The sequence below is a fragment of the Paenibacillus sp. 276b genome (genome assembly GCF_900107875.1).
GTDB classification, from domain to species: domain Bacteria; phylum Bacillota; class Bacilli; order Paenibacillales; family Paenibacillaceae; genus Paenibacillus; species Paenibacillus marchantiae.
Genome location: NZ_FNRR01000007.1, coordinates 17,149 through 42,353 on the forward strand (window position 1 = coordinate 17,149; position 25,205 = coordinate 42,353).

A 25,205-nucleotide genomic window follows, 5' to 3' on the forward strand; every position below is an offset into this window, starting at 1 on the left:
TCTTGGTCTGACATCTATTTCGTTCCAATTACCGAAGATATGGTCTTGAAGCCCTTTAATACGATTACAGGCTTCGTCAAGATTATTAATTCTATCTGATCGCCATAAGGGTAGTATAAGGAAATATGTAGGATATTGTCAACATTAAAATTAGTTCCGAAGAACCTATCCAATAAAAAAATGAACTTTAATGGGCCTTAAGGCATGTTTATAGCATCATTTTTCAGCAACCCCTCAACATCCTTGTTCATTTTAAAGACAGTTACCTGTTCCGCAAAATCAGTGCCAAAGAACATGGTTTCAATATCTTCAATTTTCAAACCCAGGTGAATATAGGAGAAAACAGGACTGAAATCTTTTCTCATCATTTGTGCAAGCTTCAGCTTGTATTCGGCAAAGATCTGACTGGAATGCGATTGCATGTGTTCAAGCATGAACGCTTCAGGTTTGGTGAATTTCGCTGTAAACTTCAGGATGATAAAATGATTCATGATGACGACTCTGGTATCTACTGGCCCGCGTTCAGTAAAATCTTTTCTTATTCTTGATGCCATTTTCGCGAGTTCTCTTTCCAAGTCTTTTATCTCAATGTTCACATCCTTCCCTACAATCATCCTTTTTCCTCCTATTGCCCCTGAATACAATAATCAAACCTAATTTAATCAAAACTCCTTATACAAGACAAGTTTCAATGCGTTTACGAACTAAAGTCCACGATCTTTTCATGAAAAAGGAATAGACCCCAGAAGTAGGCTTGGGGTATATCACTGGTTTTACTATGGTTTACAATTATGCAAATAAAGCTGCACATTACGCTTAGAACTATATTATTTCATTTTAGCACCTGTGTATAAGCTTATTGTTTATTCGTTGCATCAACTTTGAGCAGATTGAATGCCACCAGATTCAAAACCACATTGGCACCATATTCCTTTTCGATCACATCGAACGCTTCTTCCGTTGCAACAATTATATCGTCCTTATCCGAAGTCATCTCCATCGTGACAATCTCCTCATGATTCAGCGCGAAGGTCAGTCTGTACAGCATCGGTATTCTCCTCTTCGAAGTAAGCTCTATATTACGAACGTCCGTTAAATCAATGATGTGTACAACCTGATCTCCAAAGTGATCGACTTTCCTTCGTTTTTATGTTTGGTAAAAAGCCTGTGGTACTCTTGCTTGACCTCATCAGCCGTTAAAGGAATCTCGCGAACAACCTTATCGGAATCTTTCTCTTTCTGTTGCAGACGGGGATTGTCTTCAATCCATGTCACTGTTTTCTTTTTGCCACTTCCTTTGAAATAGAGATGAGCGGTGAGTCTAATATTCATCTAGTAATATCTCCTGGATAAATTAATGTTCTAACGTACTAGGAATTAAAGAATAAACTTCGAGTGTTAACCTTCATACCTTCACCATTCTCTCTATACGTCCTAATCGTCAAGATGTTAACCCTGTTCAGTCGCATTTCTCTTTTTTGGAGCAAAAAAGGACAGCTTAAGCTATCCCTTAATATTTCTTAACCGCTGTGCGATTGCCCAAAGAGTCATAGATGTATTTGAAGCTGGTCTGAATTGGGGTTACTGCCATCCTGGTGATGGACTTTGAATCCAGTCTTCCTTCATCATTATATTGATATATTACATCGACCAAGGTCGGCAGCTGCACAGTCTTTCCTGAGAGGTAAACGCTTTATTGTGTTCCCCATCCATCAAGATGTCTGCGCTGTGGAATGCGGGGTGTTCATAAACCGTGACATTCACGCCGTCTATTGTAAGTACTCCATTGAAGTTATATGAAACGTTGGATCCTACGATACGTCTATACCCGTCACTGTAAATATATAACGTCGAAAGATTCTGATTGGTTTCATCCACAGTAACACCATAATATGCACCAGGTACACCAGATGAAGGAAGGTCCTCTTTTTCCTTCACTGTTGTTATGCTGCCTAAAGCAATCTTATCTAATCGTGCACCAAGTGTAACATTATCCTCTTGGACCTCTATTTGTTCAACTTCCATTGGCGGCTCGGCCGCCTGGCTACCGAAAATTCGTTTGAATATCTGTTTCATCCACGTTGCCTCCCATCACCTGATTTATCATTTTGACAGCATCCATGGCACTGCCGTCCCAGCTGTTAGCTCTAGCAACCATTGCACGGGCTGCGATTTTGGCCTCGTTGTTCTCACTGATTGCTTTCTGAAGCACCTGCCCACAATTATGACGATCCATAAAGTAGGTCACGTTACTGTATTTATTGACGATTTCCTCCATACGAGTCGTTATAACAGGCTTACCCGCAGACAAATATTCGTAATATTTAATCGGATCACATCCACGGATCATTTCTGTCAGTTTGAATGGCACGATGCAAACATCGAATTGGGCAATATAAGCAGGAAGAACTCTGTAGTCCTTATGTGGAAGACACGTTATATTAGGATGCACAATGTTTTTTTGATACAGGGCATTGTTTCCAATCCCTTCCAAACCGCAAATTCATCGGCCGAATTGTCCAAGTAGTCAAATACGGTAAAATCAAAATTACGACCATCCCCATAGTTATACTGACCCGGACTGGAGAACCAGAGAACCTTTTTTCCTTTGACCAGATGGTCATAGTTAATCCCCTTTTGCACAAGGAAGAGATCTTCATTCAACTTCTCGATCGGACGGCTCTGTTTCTTATACGTTTCTTCGTTAATAAAAATAGCACGCACCCCTGGCATCTTGGAGAATGCGGTCATTAATTGCTGTGGACGTTGAAACAACAGATTCCAATCGAGTGCAGGCGGATATATGATCGTCATTTCAATGCTTTCAAAAAATTCGTTCTTCCGCCTTTTTCTATGTACAAGCCATTTCAGCAACCAACTCCACTCCTTCCTCATAGACATGAACCGGACGAAGCCGTGTATCCACATACAGTTCATAACCAATTTGCTGAGCATGCTCACAGAAGGGAGCGTCTTCACCAATCGGATGTGAACTATATCGAACTCCAGCTTCAATGACTTCACGTTTAATGAGATACACTGCACCTGTCAAATCCACAGGGATGACACCCTCGCTGAATTTTGGAACGTGTTTTCCACCAATCATTGCATTATGAGCCTTAATTTTTGGGTGATTTCGAATCAGCATGGCACAGATGTCCTTATCATTTTCAATAAGCTGTTCCAGGCTATGTTCAGGGATAATGATATCTGTATCAATGGAGAACAGATAATCACAATCGGATTTTAGAAACTCATCTACAAGTATATTTCTTAGTAGCGCCAGATTGTGATAGGCGTATTGACCACGTAAATGACCAGATGACTTGCCCAAGTTATGAGTCATGTACGAAATCTGATGATCATTCAAAATTTGTTCTGTCTGATCTTCGCTATCGTTCAAAATGTAAAAAAAATGCTTGTTTACTGTCTGTTGTTTGAGCGACTGCAAGTGCCGCTCCATAATCCATGCCCGGTTTCTCACAGGAGCACCTATGAATACGTTAGCCACCGTTCATCCCTCCCCTTTCACATAGTGTAGACCGATCTTCGCCAATCTTCAGCGTGTCCAACAAAAAAGATCTTTTCACTGGAAAGAGGAGAGAGAATGAATCGTTTCTTCTATTCTATAAAAGAAGGAGATGATGCAGATGTACAACAAGGACTTAAATTATTTCAATCCGAAAGAGGGTGGAGAGCGTGCTTGGCAGTGTTGAATTAATTCATAACTGGTTCCAAAAGGCTACGGATGGAGAAGCACATGCTTCCGTTCGATTCGGGGATGCTTCCAATACAATTCTGGCCCATGGAACCGTCCTAACAATGGACTTCATCAAATCCCATTACGGGTGGGTGGATGATCCCACATACTGTGGCATTACGTTACCCAATGCAGGTGCGAGAGAAATTATTGTACACTGCTTGAGAAAAGCCGATTATGTTGGTCACTTGACTCAGACAGATCACTGGTATTTCAGACCCTTGTTTGATATGTGTCTAGCGTATTACAAGATTAAGCCCAAGAAGACATTCTACGCGTTTGAAAATAATTACATTGCCCGGTTCAAACTGTTCTATGAAACGTTCAAGACCATGCCTATACTGATCTGTGGAGCCAAAGCCGAGCAATATAAAGAAGTTCTGGAACGCCGTTACGGTTGGACAGACATCGTGACAACAGTGGACTGCCCCTCTTGGTCTCATGTGAGCGCAGCCTCTAAAGAAATGGAAAACATCTACAAAAAAACACCATGGAAACTGGCTCTCGTATGTGCAGGGGCACCTGGCAAGGTATTAGCCATTAAAGCAAAAGAACTTGGCTCTGTAGGTGTTGATTTTGGCTCAGGAGCAGATGTTGCCATTCAGGCGGACAACGAAAACCTATATGCTTGGGATTACGAGGGATTTCCCGATTATTGGGAAGGAAGACCAAAAAAATGACCCGTCCAGGGTCTTTTTTGTTAAGTAAAGACGGGATTCAAGTGAAATTTCATTGCTGTAGTAGTTATTGATAATTTGAACTAACTGACTTATTATTGTTAAGATAACTCCTAATCTAACCTGGTTTAGACTTGCATAAAAGAGGAGCACTACTTAGATTATTCAATCGTTGGAGGGAATGTAATGGCGTACTCGCAGTCAAAGACCGAAGCAGTCGCAACTCACTTAAGAAATAGATTCATGGAAGGCAATGTAGAAGGCCACGAGATCGTTGTTGCTCTGATTAGTATGGTTAAAGCCCAGAAAATTAATATAGACGACGTCGCTCCCGTCCTGTTTAACGTTTTTTTTGATAATCCAGAAGGCATTTTATCCGCTCTTGAAAAAGCGAGTACATTAGTTGATGATGAGTTAATTGATTCAATTATCAATGAAGTGAACGAGAACGCTTAATCTTACATACTAGGGGAGTTTCATTGAAGATCTTATACTGTTTTTTCACGTCTTTGTTCTCCCCTCATTTCAGATTTATTTAGTTTATATGGGGTCACTTATGTGCTTCGCGTTATTTTCCATCTCACCCTGCTTATTCTAAGAATGTACCTTGGCAGAATGACAGGAGAAAAGGAAATAAAGCAATTCTATTTTTAGCAGTCATTGAAACCATGCTTGAAGCACTGCACCATATCGAAGTGGACCAGACAGAACTTGTGGATTCACTAGTTATGCTAGGTTTCGATCCCATCAACATTTTATACGAGACCAATACCATTAGATCCTTCCAGAAAGTGTGCAGGGCCTTCGCAGAACTCGACCTTGCAGATGATGCCCTCTCCGCTTTTTTACAAGAGTAGCTACACCGTTTTAGTAATTACGAATTAGATTGACCGGATACATGTTTCTTTGGAAAAGGAAGTGCAAAAAAAGTAGAGCCTCAAGTCCTTGGACTTGGGGCTCTACTTTTTTCAATTTTAATATCTGACTCCTTAACACCTTTTATCTGAAATCGTATAGAACATGTAGGAGACATCAAGGATATCTCCTTCTTCAACATGACCCATTTAACGAAAGGACAGTTATATGAGCCAAGAAATTTTAGAACATGTTATAGTCGACTTACATCACCCTGTAATTGGAACCGTGGATTCATCCTTGACTCACTCACAATATGAGCATGAACATCCTAACAAAATTGTGATCATACAAAATTATTATTTTTTAAAAGACGCAGCTCATTTTAATGATTGGTTAAAAAGACGTACCGAATAGCCCCTTTTTCAGTTCGTGGGTTACTCATCCTTTTTTGCGTCTTCGTTCATCAATCAGAACCTTCAACATGAGCAATTCCCCGTAGGTCAGCTTCTTCTTGCGTACTTTCTCCACCCATGCCCATTCGTCAATGATTTTGTCGTTATAGGCATCTCCTATGTATTTATCAAGTTCATTCCATGTCCATTGAGCATAATCCAGCACTTTATTCATATCATCTTCATCCTCCGTGACCACTTCTTCCTTCAGTGGATTCAATTTAGAATTGACTGCTTGCTTAAACCTTTCATATTCCCCAGGGGTTTTGATCCAAGGTAGTGGGCATTCCTTCCACCCGACAACTTCTTTATGCGTAAAAAACACATTGGGAAAGCCACGTTCTCTAATCAGATATACTGCCAGGTCTACAACGTTATTAAATGTATCCTCATGAATGCTACCATCCTTCTCAATGCACATTTCAATACCCACCGTACTATTGTTGGATACGTTCCAAGACGGGCCACAGCTTCCTTTGTGTAAGTCTCGCTACCGCAATGGTATGCAAGTTCATCATCTGGCAGACTGTTATAAATGGAGGTTCGATCTACAGAGTAATGTGCACTTGCATAACGACCTTTTCCAACTTGCTGTGCTAAACTTGCGAAATATGTACTGATGTTTTTGGCTGAGGCTCCTGGGGAAGCGGTATAATGCATAACAATTCCTCGTTTAGCTTTCAGTTTCATTCCCGCTCGACTGTACTTATTAACAGGTATGTAGTCCGTTGTGATTGGAAGCATTATATCTTCTCCTTGCTTTCAGCTTGATTATCTTCCTCACCCCGAAGCTTGAAAAGAGCAGAAGTGATAAATTTCGGGACGGGAAGTCCCAATTTCCCCATATTCTCAAGAATGCTTATTCCTTCAGTACCGATGATAAACATCAGCATGGCATCTCTCATAAAGTCATTCGAATTGCCAGCAACAATATCCAGTTGATGAGCAATAATAACGAATACAAATGTTAATGACTTACGGGCAAGTCCCCACCATCCGACCCTGCTGGAAAGTTCTTTTTTGTACCATGCAGATAACACACCTGTGATGTAATCGAGCCCGACAAAAATCGTTACTGCAATAAACAGGTGATCCATCCCTCCAACCAAGTACACCATGGAAGACAATAGCCATCCAAATAAAACGGTATAAATCGTATCTCTTTGCAATTTACCTTCCCCCTTCAACATCTTTTTCATGTTTAGGTTAGGCGGAACAAGGGGATAAGTCTCATTAGATATTGATCCCTTTGGATATACTCCCCCTGCATTCCACAAAGCAAACAGCAAAAATCCCTCTCGCACATGCTGCGGAAGGGATCTTAACCGAATCATTATTTAGCTGTACGTAGAAGGATCAGGTGTGACAGGAATGCCGGACTCTGCCGGTTGTGCTGTATTACGATTGCGGAACATGTCCTGGATTCTATCCATCACATAAGGTGTGGAATCGATCAATTTCTCGAACAGATGCGTTGAGTTGTCAAGCGGCACGATGTGTACGCCCTGTTTGCCAACTACCAGGAACGCGATAGGACGAATGGATACGCCCCCCCCGCTTCCGCCTCCAAATGGTGAGGCAACCGATGCGGAGCTGGCATGTTCAGTGGTACTACTTCCGCTGCTCCCGCCGCTTCCACCTTTGCTGTTTCCATCATTTACATGAAAATCACTGCCACCCGCAGCGAATCCAAATCCCACTTTACTGATCGGCAAAATTACGGTACCATCAGGTGTTTCGACCGCATCGCCCACGATTGTATTGACATCCACCATGGCCTTGATATTTTCCATTGCGGTTTCCATTAAGCCTTGAATTGGATGATCTGACATTTAAATTCCCTCCAGTTTCAATTTAAGCTAGGTTTGATCTAACCATATCATCCCCAAACTTGAAGGGACTTATGTAAGCCAGCCATTTAACTAAACCTCAATACTACAAACCGCTGACTGGGCAAAATAAAATCCGGCAGTTGCAAGCAAACTATAGGAAATTTTCTCATACTCGGTTTCTTCTTAACTACCGAGTAGACCCAGCCAAGACGCATAGTTCCACCCCCGCCACCCCGCAATCATTTTAAATGAAAGGCGTATAACACAGGGACAGTACATACACTTAAATTTGCGATTTACTGTGTTGTTTCTTCAGCTTCAGCTTGCGTCTGCGCCGTTGTTCTTGTAAGAGTTTGAACCACATCCGCCATCCTCCCTCTACTTGAAGCACTCGGGTTAAGAGCGTAAGTCCTGCGATCATGACTGCTGAAATCCGGATCTTTAGTTTCCAATCCAGCTCGGTTTGGAACTCCATCTCGTCTTCCCACACCGGCACAACTTGTAACTTTGGCGTTTGTTCAAAACGGATTTGATAAGAGAGGTATCCAATGATGATCGACTTGATACTCCACACCCAACCGATGAGAACAGCCGTATATGCTGCATCGCCGACGCCAATGCGAGTGGACCAGGACAAATGAGTCATATGTACACGAGTGAGTGTTTGCTTGATCCAGAGCTTTAATGCTTCCGTTGCCCTGAGCATGATTTTTACATCCTTAGCCCATTTTTTGACTTTACGTTTGTTAACACGCTCGCTGCTCTGGGCTTCCCCCCTCGAATGATTCATTCGCTGCTCCGTCTTCACCAGAAAACCTTCCTTCATATTACGAAAGACAATACTAGGAATTTCATAGTTAATACGCACAATGCCATATAACAGACGAACCGTAATCTTGGCATAATCATCATGATTGTGTTTCCTGAATGTAAAATGCACATGAACATACGAGATGAGGACTGCGACAAGAAGCAGTGCGATCAACAAGCCGATTCCTCCAAGCCAAATCCACACAGACCTTACCTCCAAGCCCTCAATTCTTTTCTCGTCTAGTATGACACTCTATATAGGAAAAAATTCACGTCTGACCTGAAAATTCCATTTAATCTTTGAACGACTACCTTACACTCCATTCCACATACCACGCCAAAAAAACCGGCACCCCGAAAGGGCAACCGGTTTTGGATCGATCCAGACTGCAAAGTTATGAGTGCGAAGGATCATCTTCGTTATTAATATCGTTTGCATTTGCATCATTCTCGAGATTTGCACTATCCAGGTCCAGGTCCACATGCTGCACATCCAATTTTTCAAAAAGCAGCTGTGTTTCTTCCTCCAGGTTCTCGGAATCTTCAAACAACCCTGGCTCCGGCAGATCTTTGAGCGAAGCCAAACCAAAGTAATCCAGGAAAGACTTGGTTGTGCCATATAGAATTGGGCGTCCAATGGCCTCAGCCCGTCCCACTTCCTGAATGAGATCCTTGTTCACAAGTGTATGAATGGCACGTTCGGATTTCACCCCACGTATCTCCTCAATCTCTACCCGTGTGATAGGCTGACGGTACGCCACAATAGCGAGCGTCTCCAACGCCGCCTGGGATAAAGAGGTACGTGCAGGTGAATAAGCCAATTTCTCAAAATAGGCCGCATGTTCCGGCAAGGTACCCAGTTGGACTACCCCTGCAATTTTAAGAATTTGTACGCCTCGTCCCTGCTTGGCAAATTCAGCGATCATTTCCTCAATCGCATCCGACACCAGTTCGGTTCGCTGATCTACGATTTCGGCGATTTGTTTGATGCTCAGACCTTCTTCTCCGGACAAAAACAGCAGGCCTTCAATAATCGATTTCAATTTCGGAAAATCCATGATTCTTTGTTTCCCCTCTCCACTCCATAACGATATCCTCAAACATCCGCTCCTGATAACAGACGATCTGCTTCATCTTCATCAGTTCCAGCACCGCCAGAAAAGTTACGACAATCTCGTGCCGATAAATTTGGTTATCCAGCAACTTGGAGAATAACAGCCTGCCTCCCGGTCCCATACTTTCCAACGCACCGATGACATCGCGAATACGATCCTTAACCGAGATTTCATCCCGATGGATCCGAGTTACAGTTGTCCGCTTTTCCGCCTTGCGCAGCGCCTTCTGGAAGGCCGCAATCAGATCCGAGGTATGCAAACCCTCGACCGGATTCGATTGTGCTTCTACAGGCATATACGGCCGCAAATCCTCGGGCTCTTTGGAGAAAATAAGGCTGCGTTCCCACTCCCGTTCGTGCAAGTGACGCGCAATTCCCTTGTATTTGCGGTATTCAATCAGACGCGCAATCAGTTCTGCACGTGGATCATAATCTTCATCTTCCATATATGCATAATCCTCAAAGTCCTCGATTACCGGTGGTTTGGGCAGTAATAACTTGCTCTTGATCGACAGAAGTGTTGCCGCCATTACCAGAAATTCACTCGTAATATCCAGCTCCAGCTCCTGCATCGAATGCAGATACGCCATATATTGATCGGTAATATCGCTGATGGGAATATCCTGGATATGAATCTCTGCCTTATCGATCAGATGAAGCAGCAGATCCAAAGGCCCTTCAAAAGTCTCCAGTTTGTATGTAACTACCGTCACTAGACGAATCCTCCCGCCAGAAAAATAAAAACCCCCGCTAAGCCGCCGAATCCGGTCTCCCGTTTTCGTCTGCGCTGAGCAGGGCACTATATTAAATAAGCACTATTTTAGCTGTTTCGTCAAGTTCGCCATTTCAATAGCGGCAGTAGCTGAATCCCAGCCTTTGTTTCCTGCCTTTGTTCCAGCACGCTCAATGGCCTGTTCAATATTCTCTGTTGTAACCAAGCCGAAGATTGTAGGTACGCCTGTTTTCAGGTTAATTGCGGCTACACCCTTAGCCATCTCATTGCACACATAATCATAATGTGTTGTTGAACCACGGATAACCGTCCCCAGCGTAATGACAGCATCATATTTTCCACTTTCAGCCATTTTTTGGGCAATCAACGGGATTTCAAACGCTCCTGGAACCCACGCTACATCCACTTCATCATCTTGTACACCATGACGTTTGAACGCATCCAGTGCTCCACTGAGCAATTTGCTTGTAATGAACTCGTTAAAACGTCCTACAACCACTCCATATTTTAATCCTTCTGATACCAAATGTCCTTCAAAAAAGTGTGGCATTCAAGTCATCTCCCTAATTGTATTATATGATGTACGCAGCTGATCTTTGGAAACTAGTTCACCCTGTTTAACCTCAGAAAAACTACTCAGTTTTTTTCTTCATTCTGCTCGATATCGTCGAACTTTAGCATATGGCCGAGCTTCGCCTGCTTCGTGTGCAAGTAGACCGTATTGTCCTCGTTCTCTTCCATCTGAATGGCAACACGTTCCACCACTTCAAGTCCGTACCCTTCAAGTCCTTTAATTTTGCGTGGATTGTTGGTTAACAACCGAATTTGACGAACCCCTAGATCTTTGAGAATTTGGGCACCAATGCCGTAATCTCGAAGATCGGCAGCAAACCCAAGCTTCAGATTGGCATCCACGGTGTCCAGACCTTCCTCTTGCAGTTTGTAGGCTTTGAGCTTGTTGATCAGTCCAATGCCTCGTCCTTCCTGTCTCATATAGAGCAGGACGCCGTTGCCTTCGTCATGGATCTGTTTCAATGCTGCATCGAATTGTGGACCACAATCGCATCGATGAGAATGGAATACATCCCCTGTGAGACATTCGGAGTGTACGCGGACCAATACAGGTTTCGATCCGTCAATTTCGCCTTTAACCAAAGCGACATGCTCCTTGTTGTCCACTGCATTTGTGTATGCCACCGCCTGGAATTCACCAAAGTCTGTTGGCATACGTACAGCTACTTCGCGTTTAACCAACTGTTCCTTCTCATTCCGGTACCGAATCATATCCTGAATGCTGATCAGCTTCAGATCATGCTTGCGGGCAATCTCCTGCAGATCTGGAAGTCTGGCCATCGTGCCATCTTCCTTGATCACTTCACAGATTACACCTGCCGGATAAGAACCGCACATAATGGCGAGGTCTACAGCTGCTTCCGTATGTCCCGCGCGTCTTAGCACACCGCCGTCTTTGGCGATGAGTGGGAACATATGGCCCGGCTTGCGGAAATCTCCGCTTTTCGCTTCGGGATCAATTAGACCCTTGACTGTAATGGAGCGTTCATGAGCCGAGATGCCCGTTGTGGTATCTTTATGATCTACAGAGACGGTGAAAGCCGTCCCATGAAAGTCCGTATTTTGCTGAACCATAGGCTTTAGGTTGAGTTCATCGGCACGTTGCTGCGTAATGGGAACACACACCAGACCTCTGCCTTCGGTAATCATGAAATTGATCACTTCAGGTGTAGCCTTTTCCGCCAAAGCGATAAAGTCGCCTTCATTCTCCCGATCCTCATCATCCACCACAATAACCGGTTTACCCTGCATGAGATCGTAGATGGCTTCCTCAATAGAATTCAGAATGGATTTCTCTAACATAGGTCCCCCTCCAGTTTCCATTTCAATTTATATTTGTAGTTAATCAATTACGATTTGTTAAGCAAAGCCGTGATTAGCGAGGAAATCCTCACTGATACTTCGCGGCTTGCCCGCACCGGTCTCCTGATGTCCCTTACCATAGTGCAGCAGATGATCCACATATTTGCCCAAAATATCACACTCAATATTGATGGTATCTCCCGTCTTTTTCACATTCAATACAGTCTCACCAATGGTATGTGGAATAATGGATACAGTGAATGCGGTCTGTGAAGTATGCACAACGGTCAGACTAATTCCGTCCAGGGTTACAGACCCTTTGGGTATCAGATATTTGAACAGCTGCGTATCATCAGGTTTGATCTCGAAAACAATTGCATTCTGGTCACGTGTAATGCTGCCAATGACCCCAGTGCCATCGACATGGCCCTGAACGATATGCCCACCAAAACGTCCACCTGACAGCATGGCTCGCTCCAGATTAACTTTGCTACCGGATTGCAATTGACTAAGGTTGGTATGTCGATATGTCTCGGGCATCACATCGGCAGTAAATCCGCCACCCTCCAGGGTTGTCGCAGTTAAGCATACCCCGTTTACAGCTACACTATCGCCAATCTTCAAGTCGTTCATGATGGCGGAAGCTCCGATATTCAGGACCATCGCTTCGCCTTTCCGACCTATCCGCCGGATCTGACCGACTTCTTCCACCAAACCGGTAAACATGCTACCGCCTCCTTTATTTATTTCGTTATCGTTAATTCATTTATTCAGGCCAAACCGGAATTCCGCCAATGCTGATATTATCTCCAACTTGCTCAATTTCCAGCTGATGTAATTGAATCGCCTGACTCATGCGCTCTACACCCTCAAAGCGGAAACTGCCTGGTGTTTCGTATCCTCCGACAATTTTCGGAGCAATGAACATGAGCAGTCGATCTACCAACCGTGCTTCCAGCATGGACCCATTCAGTGTGCCCCCGCCTTCAAGCAGAATCGAACCAATCTCACGCTCACCGAGCTTGCTGAGTGCACTCAGCAGATCAACACGTGGTCCTGGACCACAACGTATAATCTCCACCCCATAGGCTTCCAGCCGCTCAGCCGCTTCAGGGCTCGCCTCATCTGTTGTAAGTACCCAGGTAGGTGCAAGGCCATCCTTGACCATTTTGGCGCCTACAGGCAGGCGTAGCTTGGAATCGACCACGATTCGTACCGGGCTGATCCCTTCCACTTGCAAGCGAGTCGTCAGTTCGGGATTGTCTGCAATGACCGTTTCCACACCAACCATAATTCCTTGATGGCGATGGCGAAGCGCGTGTACAATCTCGCGAGCAGACTCGTTAGAGATCCATTTGCTGTCACCGCTACGCGTAGCAATTTTGCCATCCAGTGTAGAGGCCGTCTTCAAAGTTACAAAGGGGAGACCTGTTGTAATGTATTTGATAAATTTCTCGTTCATCCGTCTTCCGCGCTCACGCAGCACTCCAACTTCAACTTCGATCCCTTGTTGACGCAGCATGCTGATTCCTCTGCCGGATACTTGCGGATTCGGATCTTCGCAGCATACAACGACACGTTTCACTTTCTCATGAATGAGACGTTCACTGCATGGTGGAGTCTTGCCATAATGGCTACAGGGTTCGAGCGTAACGTACACTGTACTGCCTTCAGCATCACTACCCGCCATGTTCAGTGCATGAACCTCTGCATGACCCGTTCCCCGTTTGAGATGACTTCCGAGGCCCACGATACGTCCTTCTTTTACCACGACACAACCAACTACCGGATTGATTCCGGTCTGTCCTTGTGCCCGTTCTGCCATATCCAGTGCTAGCGCCATATAAAATTCATCATTAATCATTTCCAAGTCCGTTCACCCCACGGTTAAAATCTTAAGTTATAGACCTCCCTTCCAACAGAGAGGCATGTTCCATATCCAATAAAAAATCCCCGTCGAACAAACCGTTCGATGGGGATGATGAGAGACATGTGTCACCAGCAGTACTATTGATACATTGCCAACAACACATCGCCCAAAACTTCATTTCAGGCAAGTGAAAGCAGACACATACCTTAATGAACTTCAATTACAGGTAAAGAGCTTCTATGATGTGGCATATGTATGAAGATTTCCGGAAGTAACCGGATTTCTCCCTGCACAGGAAATGAATTCGTCAAAAACTGTACAGCAACACTCCTGCGGAATGCGGCCCCTAAGGACTGCACCCTCTCCTTCTCCCATCCAGACTATACTGTCGGTTCTGGAATTACACCAGATCAGCCATCTGCCACAGGCAGACGGGTCACGGACTTTGCATCAATGCTGGATAGATATCCTCACATACTGCATCACCGCCGGTAGGGAATTACACCCTGCCCTGAAGGATTCGTTGCGTTATTAATTGGATGTTAGCACTTTAACGTCAAAAAATCAATTGTTTTTTGTTCCTTTTTGTCACATACTAACTTTTAATAAGCTTAAGTGTAAACAAAAACCGCTTCGCTAATTGCGAAACGGTTTACATACGTTTATTGATTAAGCTTCTACTACTTCAACTGTTTCCATTTTGTCGCGACCTTCGAAAGCGTCCACGAATTCCATACCTTTGGTTACTTTACCAAATACAGTATGTTGTCCATCCAAATGTGGTTGCGGTTGGTAGCAGATGTAGAACTGGCTTCCCCCTGTGTTACGGCCTGCATGAGCCATAGCCAAAGTTCCACGCTCATGTTTGTTCGGGTTGATTTCACAGTTAATTGTGTAACCTGGGCCGCCTGCACCGGAACCGTTAGGGCATCCGCCTTGAGCTACAAAGCCCGGAATAACACGGTGGAATACAAGACCGTTGTAGAAACCGGAGTTAGCCAGTTTCTCAAAGTTTGCTACTGTGTTTGGAGCTTCTTGATCGAACAAATCGATTACAACTTCTCCGCCGTTTGCCATTTTGATTTTCGCTTGTTTCGCCATATGTAAATGACTCCTTTCGTATTGACCATCGTTAATGGTGCCAGAACGCATGACCCTGGGCCAAGCTTTATAGCACTTTTCTTAGTGTACACTGAAAATGGATTGATCGCAAAATAATAAGCAAGTTTTTTTCAAAATCCAGCCCTAAAGATGCAAAAGAAGACAAAAAAGGAGTGTCCTTTTTTGTCTTCTTCATATAGTGCTCCACTATTTGTTCTTTAATTAACGGGTAACTGGCTGTTTTGCAATACGCTCAGGTACGAGATCATTCTGGATGATGTCCTGATACGTCTCACGGCGTACCACTACATCCCCTTGACCGTCTTTGACAAACACAACTGCCGGACGACGAATCCGGTTGTAATTGCTTGCCATCGAGTAGTTGTATGCGCCTGTGCAAGCTACTGCGAGTAGATCGCCGCTTTGCACTTTAGGCAGGTCCAGATCCCAGATCAGCATATCGCCGCTCTCACAGCATTTACCAGCAACAGATACCGTTTCCTGAGCAGCCTCATTTGCACGGTTTGCCAATACAGCCTCATATTTGGACTCATACAGCGCTGGACGTGGATTGTCTGTCATTCCACCATCAACAGCTACGTATTTACGAACTCCTGGAATATCTTTGCTTGTTCCAACAGTGTAGAGCGTAGTTCCCGCTTCCCCTACGATGCTGCGGCCTGGTTCAACCCAGATCTCAGGCACGGCATAGCCGATTTGAGCAAAATGATTTTTCACCGCATCCGTGATGGCTTTCACGTATTGTGAAACTTCAAGCGGTGTATCTCCATCGATATAGCGGATACCGAAGCCACCGCCCAGATTAACCACTTTGAATGCCACGTTAAGACGCTCATACACATCTGCTGCAAACTCAGCAACGCGTTGAACTGCCATTTGGAAGCCTTCAACTTCGAAAATTTGGGATCCGATGTGTGAATGCACACCGAGCAATACCAGATTTGACTGCTTTGAAGCCAATTCAATGGCTTCAAATGCCGTTCCGTTCCCGATATCGAATCCAAATTTGGAATCCGTTTGTCCTGTCGAGATATATTCATGCGTATGCGCTTCAACACCAGGCGTCACACGAAGCAAAATGTTAACTTTGCGATTTTTGTCTGCGGCTACAGCTTGCAGCAAGTGCAGTTCATTGAAGTTATCCACAACGAAGCAGCCAATCTCTGCATCAAGCGCCATTTCGATCTCTTCCAGCGTTTTGTTGTTACCGTGGAAATGAATGCGTTCTGCCGGGAAACCGGCTTGAAGTGCCGTGAACAATTCACCGTCGGATACAACATCCAAGGAAAGTCCTTCTTCCGCAGCAAGGGCACACATCGCCATTACGCAGAATGCTTTACTTGCATAAGCAACCTGGAAACCCAGGCCTGAAGCACGGAACGCTTCCATATACTCTCTGCAGCGCTCACGAACCAATTGCTCGTCCACAACATACAGGGGAGTTCCAAATTGTTCTTTCAAGTCGGTTGTATCGACTCCACCAATTTCCAGATGTCCCTGTGCATTTATTTTACTTGTACCATGTAAATACATAATCTGCATTCCTCACTTTTTTATATACTGGAACAGCTGTTATTCCAATGATTTTACACCAGTATATCAAATTAGAAAATGAGAAGAATGGATTTTTCGGCAGATCATTTGTGTTTTTTACTTTTTTGCAGTTCCCCGTCTGGATCACTGTCCATTTTGGTATTGTCACGCGTTTTGTTGATCGAAGGACGTTTTTTATTTTCCAACAGCGGCAAACGGAACAAAAAGTTACCCAAAGCCTTTGCATTAAACGGTATGAACGGCCAGAGATAAGAAGAGTTGTAGGAGCGATGCAAAGTGAGCGCCACGATAATGAACGTCGTCCCGACAACGAATCCGGGAACCTTGAATATCGCCACAGCAACGAGCAAAAACAATCTAACCAATCGATTAGCCAAACCAAGCTCATAACTGGGTGTTGCAAACATACCAATCGCGGCAATCGCCATGTAAAGTACCACTTCATTGACAAAATATCCTGTTTTTACGGCGATATCCCCGACTAAAATGGCCGCAATCAAACCCATGGCCGAAGCGAGTGGCGTCGGGGTATGGACTGCTGCCATCCGTAATAAATCCACTCCGAATTCAATAAGCAGGAACTGCAGAATCAGCGGGAGCTGGGCATTTTCATGAGGACCGATGAACTCCATTCCTGCTGGCTTAATGGAAGGGTCAATAACCATCAACAGCCATAGCGGCAACAGGAAAAGCGAAATCAGAATACCCCCAAATCGTACCCAGCGCAGATAGGTTCCCATAAAGGCGGTCTGTCTGTTCTCTTCCGCATGCTCACACAGGTCAAAAAAGGTCGTGGGCAGAATCATCACACTGGGTGAAGTATCTACAAAAACAACAACCCTTCCGTCCATCAAATGAGAAGCTGTCACATCCGGTCGTTCCGAATAACGAACCAACGGATACGGGTGCCAACCCTTGTTAATAATCGCTTCTTCAAGCTGTTTATCGGCAGCAGGGATGCCGTCGATATTTACTCGTTTGATTTTTTCACGAACGGAATCCACCTGAACCTTGTCCACGATATCGTCAATATATACAACACAGACATCCGTTTGCGATCTGCGTCCAACCTGCATAATTTCAAATTTTAATCCTGGGTCCCGTATTCTTCGGCGCACTAACGCCACGTTGGTCAGAAGTGTCTCCGTGAATCCGTCTCTTGAACCCCGCACCACTCTCTCCAGCGAAGGTTCCTCTGGGGAACGTACCGGATAGCTGCGGGTATCCATAATAATAACGGAACGATCCCCTTCGACAAACATGGCACTCATGCCAGTGAGGACCTTGTTGATGACGGCGCTCATTTTCTCCACTCGCTCAACTTGAATATGAGGAATGTAACATTCGAAATACGACTTCAGCGCATGTCCGGACACTTGCTCCGGTGTAAGATAGGTTAGCCTTTTTAACACTTCAAGCAGAATCTCATCCTTTGCAAACCCAGTCAGCAGCAACAATCCAACATGTTTGCCACCCAAGACCATTTCCCTCATATTCACATCAAAGGACTCTCCAAGTCCCAACACTTGCTGAAGCGTATATTTGTTATCACTCATGCGAGGGGATATATCGTCGTTTTCCTGCCAATATTCTACCGATTCCTCGATACTGTCAGACATTTCATTTTGCTTCTTCTTTTCGTAAGCCTTCTTTTCTTCTTCCTCCTGAATCTCATAAGGAGATTTATGCATCTTCTCTTCGGATGTTGCTTCGCTGGATTCATGCCCGTCGTTGTCCGATCTTACGTCCATTTCCCATCCTCCTTAGGCCTAACGTTTTAACGCTGGTATACAAAAAAGTCAAACAGGGAGCCCGTCATCTTCCCCAAAATCATAGCAAGCAACAATCCAAACAAATACGATTTCATGCCCAGTCGTTTTGCCAGCACTGGCAGTACATTCAGCACCTCAGTCAGTGCCGCAGCAAGCAGACCGATGAACACACCACAAAACAGTCCGATGATCGGGCTCAGCAACAGCGCTCCGTGTACCTTCCAGTGCCAAAAATCCGCAACAGTACCGAGCAGCGAACCTCCGATCAAGGCCCCTTCATACCAATGGGTTTTGTCATAGGTTCGCGTAAGTTGAGCTAGTCTTGGAATCATATCAAGCACGAGAATAAGCGCAATCACACCGCTTCCTACAGCGATTCCCCCCGCAATGCCCAGCACAATGCTGATTGCTCCGTTAAGAACGCTCATCCGCATTCATCTCCCTGCGTTCCTCTTCATGCATACGTTCGGTTTCTTCAATCACTACATACTTGTCTACATTTTGCTGATATAGGAACATTTCCACTTCCAAAGGGGTAGGTTCTTCATTCCACTTTTTCTTGAATAAATGATTGAAGAACACAGCCATACCAAACCCGATCCCGAGAGAATACGCCACCTGAAACAGATACGGATGCTCATCCCGGCGGCCCGTAATCATCTCTACAATTCGAATTTGGACTTCCTGCATGTTTACGTCCGCATGAAAATTCATAATGGTCAATGCTGATCCAAAGAAAAGCAGCAGCCACACCAGGATGAACAGAGATTTGGAAGGCTTGCCACTTCCTACAACCACCTCAACAAGCGTATGACCCGATCCGATTAATTCAACGGTGACATCTGGCAAGGTTCGACGGATCTCGGGGATGATCTGCAATATATCAATGAGGATCAGATTGCCGTCCTCCGGTCCGGGGCGCAGCAATTCAAGCTCAAGCAGCCTTCCTTCCTGTTCTTCGGGAGAGGTGAGCAAGTGAGCTACATCTCCAAGCTTGACACTTCGGCCTCTTTGGATGCGAATACGGCTGCGCAAACGAACATAGACCGTTGGAGTGGGTGTCAGGGACATCCGGAACACTCCTTTACTGCGTAATTTAGGTTAGTATTTGAAGAATGTGCAAATTTATTACATTTTGGTTGGAAAAAGGTTGTGTGGACCCTGCGGGCGCTTCGGGATGGATCGGCCATCGGTCGCTGTTGCTCTCAGGTTAGTAAGGGAACTACACGCAGGCACTCCAGCTGCAGACAAACCTTCCGATCGCTGTTGTCTCCAAATTTTTTTGATTTATTTCTAAATGTTAGAAATTTGGAGACAGTGTATACTTTCGAAGTAGCTTTCTTTCAGAAAGCTTTTAGGCGAACGCTTCGCTTCTTCAGGTCTAATCTGCCGCCTACGTTGCTTGTGTGTATCCTTAGACGAGCCCTCACGCTTCGCTCCTTTGTCCGATTCCATCCCTCCGCTGCACGGGTCCCTTTTTTCCAAAGGGTTGCAATAAATGTGCATGGAGGCGGTAGTAGGAGATTTAATAGCTGACTTAATTACAGCCTTTTCTCTATTACATTTCTTTTATGACTAATGCACAAAAACAAAAAAAGCCGCTAATATAGCGACTTATTGAGAAGAGAAAACCTTATGGATTGTCTGATCAGGTATCTTTGTGAAAGCCTTACGCATCGTTGTCAGGACTTCCTGTGAAGAGGTTATATCTGAAGAAGGAGTAATTTGGATTACTTCAATATCTTTGGGGAACGGGTGGAAATAACGCATATAAACAAAAACAAAAGCCGTGATTATCAGCAGCACGGATAACAATACTTTCATTTTTTTGTTCAATGTTCAATCCCCTCCTTAATTCTCAACTCCACTTCTCTTCTGAACTTTAACGGGGTGATTTGCATGGCTTTACGAAACTGATTGATAAAATAACTCGTGCTATTAAAACCAACTTCATAAGCAATCTCGGTAATGCTGCGTTCTTGGAGTTGCAACAACTCCACACTTTTTTGAATTCGATAATCAATAACATACTGCATGGGTGTTGTCTTCAACATTCGCTTGAAATAACGGCAGGTCTCCGAGCGACTTAACTGACCCGCCCTCGCAATGTCCTCCAATTGGATTGGTTCGGCGAAGTGCAGGTGAATCCATTCGACCATATCCTTCATTCGCCTGCTCCTGATGATTTCGGATGGATCATATTCCAGCGCGTATCCACTTGTAATCAGATGTTTCCATATCATCAAAAGGCTTGAAGCCACATTCATTTCGTAAAATGGAGGCTGCTCATCCAAATCCTTTTTAACATGCCGGATGGCGTCGAGGACTTGAGCTCCCCATGAAATTTCCCTTTTGATATGAAGATAAGGTAAATTGGTTGCTGAGATATAAGGATGAACATACTTCAAATATAACTCGGATGGCACAACAAAATGCGGAGAGACATTTAGACAAAGATAAATACAATTATCCTTCTTACACCGTTCCTCTGCCATGTGCATGCAACCACTGTTGATAAACAGCCCGTCGCCTTGCGGCACAATGACCTTTTGATCATTCACATAAAAAAGAGCTTCGCCCTGGACAACCAAGACAAACTGCAATTCATCATGCCAATGCAAAGGAATATGCCCGTGAACATTGCGTACAATTGTGGTTTCATAACACGCCACAGGCAATATAACTGTACGATGCTCCGTCAGTTCCCTCCCGTTTTTATCAATTTCAAATTCTATCTTAGGCATATTCTCTCATCTCAATATAATGATATTTATCTGTGCGATATTGATATTATTATAGCCTATTTCGTTTTAATATAGCACTATTCTTATATTTAAGGTGAGGGTGCTATTCATGAAAATATCTATTCAAAGATCTAGAAAATCAGGCCTATTCTTCGTTCTTACAGGTGCGATATGCTGGGGCATTGGCGGAACAGTTTCACAAAAACTGTTTCAACAATACGGAATTGAAGTCAACTGGTTTGTAACGGTTCGACTGCTGATTGCGGGTATACTGCTTCTGACGGTTCAATCCTTTACAACAAGGCGCTCGCAAATTTTCGATATGTGGAAGCAGAAAAAAACAGCCTTGCAGCTAATCATTTTCGGATTATTCGGGATGCTCGCTGTTCAATATACGTACATGGCGTCTATTCAACATGGCAACTCCGCTGTGGCGACACTACTTCAATATCTGTCACCAGTCATGATCATGGTCTATATGATCTGGCGAAAACAGGCTGCTCTAACCAGAAAGGATGTTGCATCAGCGATTCTGGCTCTGAGCGGGTGTTTTCTCCTGCTGACCAATGGTTCTCTCTCCCAATTGTCTGTGCCTTTACCCGCAGTATTGTGGGGGTTGTTATCCGGAGTTGCCGCTGCCTTCTATACCCTCTACGCCGTGAAACTGATTGAAAAGTTTGATTCACTTGTTGTGGTAGGCTGGGCAATGATTATCGGAGGCGCTGCGCTGAGTCTCATCCACCCACCGTGGAAAATGGACTTTGCTAGCTTGCGTTTGGAAACCTACGGATATTTGGCCTTTACCATTATTTTAGGGACAATGATTGCATTCTGGTTCTATATCGAAAGTTTAAAAAGCCTGTCAGCCAAAGAAACGAGTTTAATGGGAAGCGCGGAGCCGCTTGCTGCCGTTGGCACCACTGTTATCTGGTTGCATGAACCCTTCGGGATATTTCAATGGCTGGGAACCGCATGTATCATTGGATTGATATTATTGTTGCAGTCGAATCGCCCCAAACCCATTCAGGTTAACGACAAATAACCTTCCTCGCATATTAATGCGCGATAGAAGGTTGTTAGTTGTCGTATATTGGTGGTTTAACACCCATATTGTTGTCAGCAATCCAAAATCACTGTGCGATCTGGTCGCGGATGGATTGAAGTATTTTTTTCTCCAGTCGTGACACCTGCACCTGGGATATACCCAGCCTGCTAGCGACCTCGGACTGGGTCTGATCCCGGTAATACCGGAGGTACACAATCAGCCGTTCCCTTTCGCTGAGACCGCCAATCGCTTCGTTTAGCGCAAGTTTGTCAAACCACCGTTCCTGAGACTCATCGGCAATCTGGTCCATTAGTGTAATCGGATCGCCGTCATTCTCAAACACCGTCTCATGTATGGAGGTCGGCGGTTTGTTGGCTTCCTGAGCAAATACAACTTCCTCTGGGGTTACCCCCAACTCCGCGGCTACTTCCTTAATCGTTGGAAGACGGTCGAGGTGTTTGGAGAGTTCATCCCTTTTTTTGCGGACTTTATTCGCCATTTCCTTGAGCGAGCGACTGACCTTAAGCGTGCCGTCATCCCGCAGGAAGCGCTGAATTTCTCCGATAATCATTGGGACAGCATAGGTGGAGAATTTCACATCATAACTGAGATCGAATTTATCCACCGATTTGAGCAGCCCGATACAACCAATCTGGAACAGATCTTCCGGCTCATATCCCCTGTTCATAAAACGTTGTACGACGGACCAGACGAGTCTGATGTTGCAGTTCACCAGCGTATCCCGTGCGACATGGTCACCCGACTGACTGAGCGCAATCAGCCGTTTGACCTCGGCATCGTCCAAATAGGTCTGTGAAGACTGTTTCACTTCAGCATCCATAAGACTACCAACCCCTAATTATACAATGCTTTCTTGGATTCAATCCTTTTCTTCATCTTGATGGAGGTGCCTCTGCCGGGCTCACTGCTGACTTCGAATTCATCCATGAAGTTTTCCATAATGGTGAAGCCCATGCCCGAGCGCTCAAGTTCGGGTTTGGACGTATACAGCGGCTGTTTGGCAAGTTCAAGATCTTCGATGCCTTCACCACGGTCTTCCACAATGATGGTAATCATGTCATCCCGAATCTCGGCTTGAATGGACACGACACCTTCCGCATTGTTGTTGTATCCGTGGATGATGCTGTTCGTTACGGCTTCCGAAATGACCGTCTTCAGATCGCTAAGCTCGTCCATCGTAGGATCAAGCTGGGAGATGAAGGCAGCAACCGTCACCCGTGCGAACGATTCGTTCTCCGACTTGGCCGCGAATTGCAGATTCATGAAATTTGTCCCCGTTCCTTCATTCATGAGACGACCTCCAGACCCGAGAGAGCAGTTCCCTCATTTTCGTAAATCGGCATAATCTTGAACAAACCTGACATTTCCAGCAAACGATACACTGGCGGATTGACATCACAGACAACCATCTTGCCGCCTTTATTCTTAATGAGCTTGTATCTACCCAAAATGACACCCAGACCCGAACTATCCATGAATTGCAGATCTTTCAGGCTAAGTACCAAATGCTCGCATTGTCTGCGCTGGATAGCTTCATCCATCTGCATCCGTACCATGTCAGCTGTATGGTGATCCAGCTCCCCGGATAATCGCACAATCAGAATCCCGCGGTGATGTTCCATTTCCACATGCAAGTTCACGTTTGCTCACTCTCCTCCCTGTCTTGAACAAGGATTTCTACGTTCCCGATGGCTTTTCCTGCCCCCCGACAAAACTAGAAGAAAACCCCTAATTAACTACAAAATACGTTCAAAGGATGCACGCATCCTGCATAAATCGCCGTTTAATCGAACAGTTTGGAGGTTGTGCGTTTGAACAGCTTCCACCAGCCAGCCTTGTCCACACCCTGCGGAGCCTGAATGTCGAACTCCTTGATGACTTCATTGCCCTGGTAGACGACTAGCTTACCTACACTCTGACCTGCTTTGACCGGAGCTTTCACTTCTTTTGCCATCAGCAATTCATGACGGATCTCATCCGATTTCGCACCTTTGCGCATCAGAACACTATAATTTTGTGTTGCATTCAGCGGCAATTCGGCAACTTCACCTTTTTCAATTTTCAGACTTCCCAGCAGATCTCCTGACTTGTACAGGGCTTTCATCGTGTATTGCCCAAAAGCATAGTCAAACATCGAGGAAACTTCACTGTTCCGTGTTTTGGTATTGGGTTCTCCGAGTACTACCGCGACCGTACGAAGCCCATCCTTCATCGCTGTAGCCGAGAGACAAAACTTGGCTTCGGAAGTGTATCCTGTTTTCAACCCATCGGCACCGGAGTAGAAACGAACCAACTTGTTCGTATTCACCAGCCAGAATGGCTTCTCGCTATCTTTACGAAGGTAGTCCTGGTATGCACCGGTATATTTCGTAATCCCCGGATGCTTCAGCAGTTCACGGCTCATGACCGCAATGTCATGGGCCGAAGAATAATGGTTATCGACCGGCAGGCCGTTACAGTTGGAAAAATGAGTATCCTTCATTCCGAGTTCCTTCGCCCGCTCATTCATCAGTTGTACAAAGGCTTCCTCCGAACCGGCAATTTTCTCAGCCATCGCTACAGAGGCATCATTACCGGAAGCCATAGCAATACCTTTTAACATATCGTCTACCGTCATCTCTTCCCCAGGTTCCAGAAAAATCTGTGATCCACCCATGGATGCGGCATATTCACTCGTTCTCACTTTATCCGTCAGCTTCAGCTTGCCAGAGTCGACCGCTTCAATGGTGAGCAGCATGGTCATAATCTTCGTAATGCTCGCCGGAGGCAGCTGATCATGACTGTTTTTTTCAAAAATGACCGTGCCCGTATCAGCATCCATCAAAATGGCGGAGCGTGCCGACGGGGCCAAATCGGTTCCCCCCGCTGCTTTGGGAGTTTCTTCAGCCAGCGCGGTTGATGCCATCAGGGGCAGCAGGATACAAAGGGTCATGAACGATGCCATTATTCGTTTCTTCACTAGGGTT

Annotated in this window: 33 protein-coding genes and 1 riboswitch; of the genes, 4 read left to right on the top strand and 29 right to left on the bottom strand. The window is 44.9% G+C overall.

Translation table 11 applies throughout. The annotated features are described in order from the left end of the window. Window positions 1-197: 197 nt before the first annotated feature. From BLV50_RS25555 to BLV50_RS25585, 7 genes are all read right to left on the bottom strand, one after another. Window positions 198-614 (bottom strand): Na-translocating system protein MpsC family protein, encoded by a 417-nt coding sequence (locus BLV50_RS25555; protein ID WP_090810634.1) that lies wholly within the window; start codon window positions 612-614, stop codon window positions 198-200. Between the two features lie 242 nt (window positions 615-856). Then, a complete protein-coding gene (locus tag BLV50_RS25560) occupies window positions 857-1,048 on the bottom strand; it encodes a hypothetical protein (RefSeq protein WP_090810636.1) in 192 nt (63 codons plus the stop codon). A gap of 44 nt (window positions 1,049-1,092) precedes the next feature. Beyond that, window positions 1,093-1,332, bottom strand: coding sequence for a hypothetical protein (locus tag BLV50_RS25565; protein WP_090810638.1), 240 nt, complete (start codon window positions 1,330-1,332; stop codon window positions 1,093-1,095). Between the two features lie 309 nt (window positions 1,333-1,641). Beyond that, a complete protein-coding gene (locus BLV50_RS25570) occupies window positions 1,642-2,076 on the bottom strand; it encodes a hypothetical protein (protein ID WP_090810640.1) in 435 nt (144 codons plus the stop codon). Further along, on the bottom strand, window positions 2,045-2,452 hold the full coding sequence (locus tag BLV50_RS25575; protein WP_177031261.1) for a glycosyltransferase family protein: 408 nt from the start codon (window positions 2,450-2,452) through the stop codon (window positions 2,045-2,047). Before BLV50_RS25575 ends, BLV50_RS25570 begins: the two co-directional genes overlap by 32 nt. Continuing rightward, window positions 2,437-2,814: a glycosyltransferase family protein gene (locus BLV50_RS25580; RefSeq protein WP_218135427.1), complete on the bottom strand. Its 378-nt coding sequence runs from the start codon at window positions 2,812-2,814 to the stop codon at window positions 2,437-2,439. Before BLV50_RS25580 ends, BLV50_RS25575 begins: the two co-directional genes overlap by 16 nt. Window positions 2,815-2,851: 37 nt before the next feature. Next, entirely contained in the window at window positions 2,852-3,511 is a 660-nt protein-coding gene (locus tag BLV50_RS25585; RefSeq protein ID WP_090810645.1) for a glycosyltransferase family 2 protein, read from the bottom strand. 188 nt (window positions 3,512-3,699) lie between these two features. On the opposite strand from BLV50_RS25585, the gene BLV50_RS25590 reads away from it, so the two are divergent. The 3 genes from BLV50_RS25590 to BLV50_RS33185 all read left to right on the top strand — a co-directional run bounded on the left by BLV50_RS25590 (window position 3,700) and on the right by BLV50_RS33185 (window position 5,294). Continuing rightward, a complete protein-coding gene (locus tag BLV50_RS25590; RefSeq protein WP_090810647.1) occupies window positions 3,700-4,440 on the top strand; it encodes a GT-D fold domain-containing protein in 741 nt (246 codons plus the stop codon). Window positions 4,441-4,623: 183 nt separating this feature from the next. Further along, complete coding sequence (locus BLV50_RS25595) at window positions 4,624-4,893, top strand: hypothetical protein (protein WP_072735277.1); 270 nt, start codon at window positions 4,624-4,626, stop codon at window positions 4,891-4,893. A 212-nt stretch (window positions 4,894-5,105) separates the two neighbouring features. After that, window positions 5,106-5,294 carry a hypothetical protein gene (locus BLV50_RS33185; RefSeq protein ID WP_090810649.1) on the top strand — a complete coding sequence of 63 codons (189 nt, stop codon included), beginning with the start codon at window positions 5,106-5,108 and terminating at the stop codon, window positions 5,292-5,294. Between the two features lie 439 nt (window positions 5,295-5,733). Here BLV50_RS33185 and BLV50_RS32925 read toward each other — a convergent pair whose 3' ends face one another. The 18 genes from BLV50_RS32925 to BLV50_RS25690 form a co-directional block, all read right to left on the bottom strand. Continuing rightward, window positions 5,734-6,168 (bottom strand): hypothetical protein, encoded by a 435-nt coding sequence (locus BLV50_RS32925; RefSeq protein ID WP_090810651.1) that lies wholly within the window; start codon window positions 6,166-6,168, stop codon window positions 5,734-5,736. After that, complete coding sequence (locus BLV50_RS33835; protein ID WP_090810653.1) at window positions 6,114-6,491, bottom strand: peptidoglycan recognition protein family protein; 378 nt, start codon at window positions 6,489-6,491, stop codon at window positions 6,114-6,116. The genes BLV50_RS32925 and BLV50_RS33835 overlap by 55 nt, the downstream gene beginning before the upstream one ends. Further along, a complete protein-coding gene (locus tag BLV50_RS25615) occupies window positions 6,491-6,946 on the bottom strand; it encodes a phage holin family protein (protein WP_256338048.1) in 456 nt (151 codons plus the stop codon). Before BLV50_RS25615 ends, BLV50_RS33835 begins: the two co-directional genes overlap by 1 nt. Window positions 6,947-7,084: 138 nt before the next feature. Next, window positions 7,085-7,579 (bottom strand): GerW family sporulation protein, encoded by a 495-nt coding sequence (ytfJ, locus tag BLV50_RS25620; RefSeq protein WP_063565747.1) that lies wholly within the window; start codon window positions 7,577-7,579, stop codon window positions 7,085-7,087. Window positions 7,580-7,862: 283 nt separating this feature from the next. Continuing rightward, window positions 7,863-8,594, bottom strand: coding sequence for a DUF2953 domain-containing protein (locus tag BLV50_RS25625; protein ID WP_063565746.1), 732 nt, complete (start codon window positions 8,592-8,594; stop codon window positions 7,863-7,865). Window positions 8,595-8,784: 190 nt separating this feature from the next. Then, a complete protein-coding gene (scpB, locus tag BLV50_RS25630; RefSeq protein ID WP_090810655.1) occupies window positions 8,785-9,447 on the bottom strand; it encodes an SMC-Scp complex subunit ScpB in 663 nt (220 codons plus the stop codon). Beyond that, window positions 9,416-10,216 (bottom strand): segregation and condensation protein A, encoded by an 801-nt coding sequence (locus BLV50_RS25635; protein ID WP_063565744.1) that lies wholly within the window; start codon window positions 10,214-10,216, stop codon window positions 9,416-9,418. Before BLV50_RS25635 ends, scpB begins: the two co-directional genes overlap by 32 nt. Window positions 10,217-10,318: 102 nt before the next feature. Continuing rightward, window positions 10,319-10,786 carry a 6,7-dimethyl-8-ribityllumazine synthase gene (gene ribE / locus BLV50_RS25640; RefSeq protein WP_063565743.1) on the bottom strand — a complete coding sequence of 156 codons (468 nt, stop codon included), beginning with the start codon at window positions 10,784-10,786 and terminating at the stop codon, window positions 10,319-10,321. Between the two features lie 86 nt (window positions 10,787-10,872). Beyond that, window positions 10,873-12,111, bottom strand: a complete 1,239-nt coding sequence (locus tag BLV50_RS25645; protein ID WP_072735283.1) for a bifunctional 3,4-dihydroxy-2-butanone-4-phosphate synthase/GTP cyclohydrolase II — start codon at window positions 12,109-12,111, stop codon at window positions 10,873-10,875. A gap of 57 nt (window positions 12,112-12,168) precedes the next feature. Beyond that, window positions 12,169-12,837 (bottom strand): riboflavin synthase, encoded by a 669-nt coding sequence (gene ribE / locus BLV50_RS25650; RefSeq protein WP_064636805.1) that lies wholly within the window; start codon window positions 12,835-12,837, stop codon window positions 12,169-12,171. Between the two features lie 40 nt (window positions 12,838-12,877). Beyond that, the gene (gene ribD, locus BLV50_RS25655; protein ID WP_063565740.1) at window positions 12,878-13,981 is read right to left on the bottom strand and encodes a bifunctional diaminohydroxyphosphoribosylaminopyrimidine deaminase/5-amino-6-(5-phosphoribosylamino)uracil reductase RibD; all 1,104 of its coding nucleotides are present in this window, start codon (window positions 13,979-13,981) and stop codon (window positions 12,878-12,880) included. A 359-nt stretch (window positions 13,982-14,340) separates the two neighbouring features. Continuing rightward, a riboswitch (FMN riboswitch) is annotated at window positions 14,341-14,504 on the bottom strand. A gap of 146 nt (window positions 14,505-14,650) precedes the next feature. Further along, a complete protein-coding gene (locus BLV50_RS25660) occupies window positions 14,651-15,082 on the bottom strand; it encodes a peptidylprolyl isomerase (RefSeq protein WP_024630947.1) in 432 nt (143 codons plus the stop codon). A gap of 222 nt (window positions 15,083-15,304) precedes the next feature. Then, a complete protein-coding gene (gene lysA, locus BLV50_RS25665) occupies window positions 15,305-16,636 on the bottom strand; it encodes a diaminopimelate decarboxylase (protein WP_063565739.1) in 1,332 nt (443 codons plus the stop codon). Between the two features lie 104 nt (window positions 16,637-16,740). Continuing rightward, window positions 16,741-18,348 carry a spore germination protein gene (locus BLV50_RS25670; protein WP_090810806.1) on the bottom strand — a complete coding sequence of 536 codons (1,608 nt, stop codon included), beginning with the start codon at window positions 18,346-18,348 and terminating at the stop codon, window positions 16,741-16,743. An 86-nt stretch (window positions 18,349-18,434) separates the two neighbouring features. Further along, complete coding sequence (locus tag BLV50_RS25675) at window positions 18,435-18,857, bottom strand: stage V sporulation protein AB (protein ID WP_063565738.1); 423 nt, start codon at window positions 18,855-18,857, stop codon at window positions 18,435-18,437. After that, window positions 18,844-19,500, bottom strand: coding sequence for a stage V sporulation protein AA (locus BLV50_RS25680; RefSeq protein ID WP_090810656.1), 657 nt, complete (start codon window positions 19,498-19,500; stop codon window positions 18,844-18,846). The genes BLV50_RS25675 and BLV50_RS25680 overlap by 14 nt, the downstream gene beginning before the upstream one ends. 543 nt (window positions 19,501-20,043) lie before the next feature. Beyond that, entirely contained in the window at window positions 20,044-20,265 is a 222-nt protein-coding gene (locus BLV50_RS25685) for a hypothetical protein (protein WP_063565736.1), read from the bottom strand. Continuing rightward, complete coding sequence (locus tag BLV50_RS25690) at window positions 20,262-21,173, bottom strand: AraC family transcriptional regulator (RefSeq protein ID WP_090810658.1); 912 nt, start codon at window positions 21,171-21,173, stop codon at window positions 20,262-20,264. The genes BLV50_RS25685 and BLV50_RS25690 overlap by 4 nt, the downstream gene beginning before the upstream one ends. A gap of 109 nt (window positions 21,174-21,282) precedes the next feature. On the opposite strand from BLV50_RS25690, the gene BLV50_RS25695 reads away from it, so the two are divergent. Beyond that, window positions 21,283-22,215 (top strand): EamA family transporter, encoded by a 933-nt coding sequence (locus BLV50_RS25695; RefSeq protein ID WP_090810660.1) that lies wholly within the window; start codon window positions 21,283-21,285, stop codon window positions 22,213-22,215. A gap of 88 nt (window positions 22,216-22,303) precedes the next feature. Here BLV50_RS25695 and sigF read toward each other — a convergent pair whose 3' ends face one another. The 4 genes from sigF to BLV50_RS25715 all read right to left on the bottom strand — a co-directional run bounded on the left by sigF (window position 22,304) and on the right by BLV50_RS25715 (window position 25,144). Then, window positions 22,304-23,059, bottom strand: coding sequence for an RNA polymerase sporulation sigma factor SigF (gene sigF, locus BLV50_RS25700; RefSeq protein WP_024630954.1), 756 nt, complete (start codon window positions 23,057-23,059; stop codon window positions 22,304-22,306). Window positions 23,060-23,073: 14 nt separating this feature from the next. Further along, on the bottom strand, window positions 23,074-23,529 hold the full coding sequence (gene spoIIAB, locus BLV50_RS25705; RefSeq protein WP_053784445.1) for an anti-sigma F factor: 456 nt from the start codon (window positions 23,527-23,529) through the stop codon (window positions 23,074-23,076). After that, window positions 23,526-23,879: an anti-sigma F factor antagonist gene (gene spoIIAA, locus BLV50_RS25710; protein WP_036663380.1), complete on the bottom strand. Its 354-nt coding sequence runs from the start codon at window positions 23,877-23,879 to the stop codon at window positions 23,526-23,528. The genes spoIIAB and spoIIAA overlap by 4 nt, the downstream gene beginning before the upstream one ends. A gap of 143 nt (window positions 23,880-24,022) precedes the next feature. Continuing rightward, complete coding sequence (locus BLV50_RS25715) at window positions 24,023-25,144, bottom strand: D-alanyl-D-alanine carboxypeptidase family protein (protein ID WP_231952730.1); 1,122 nt, start codon at window positions 25,142-25,144, stop codon at window positions 24,023-24,025. Window positions 25,145-25,205 lie beyond the last annotated feature (61 nt).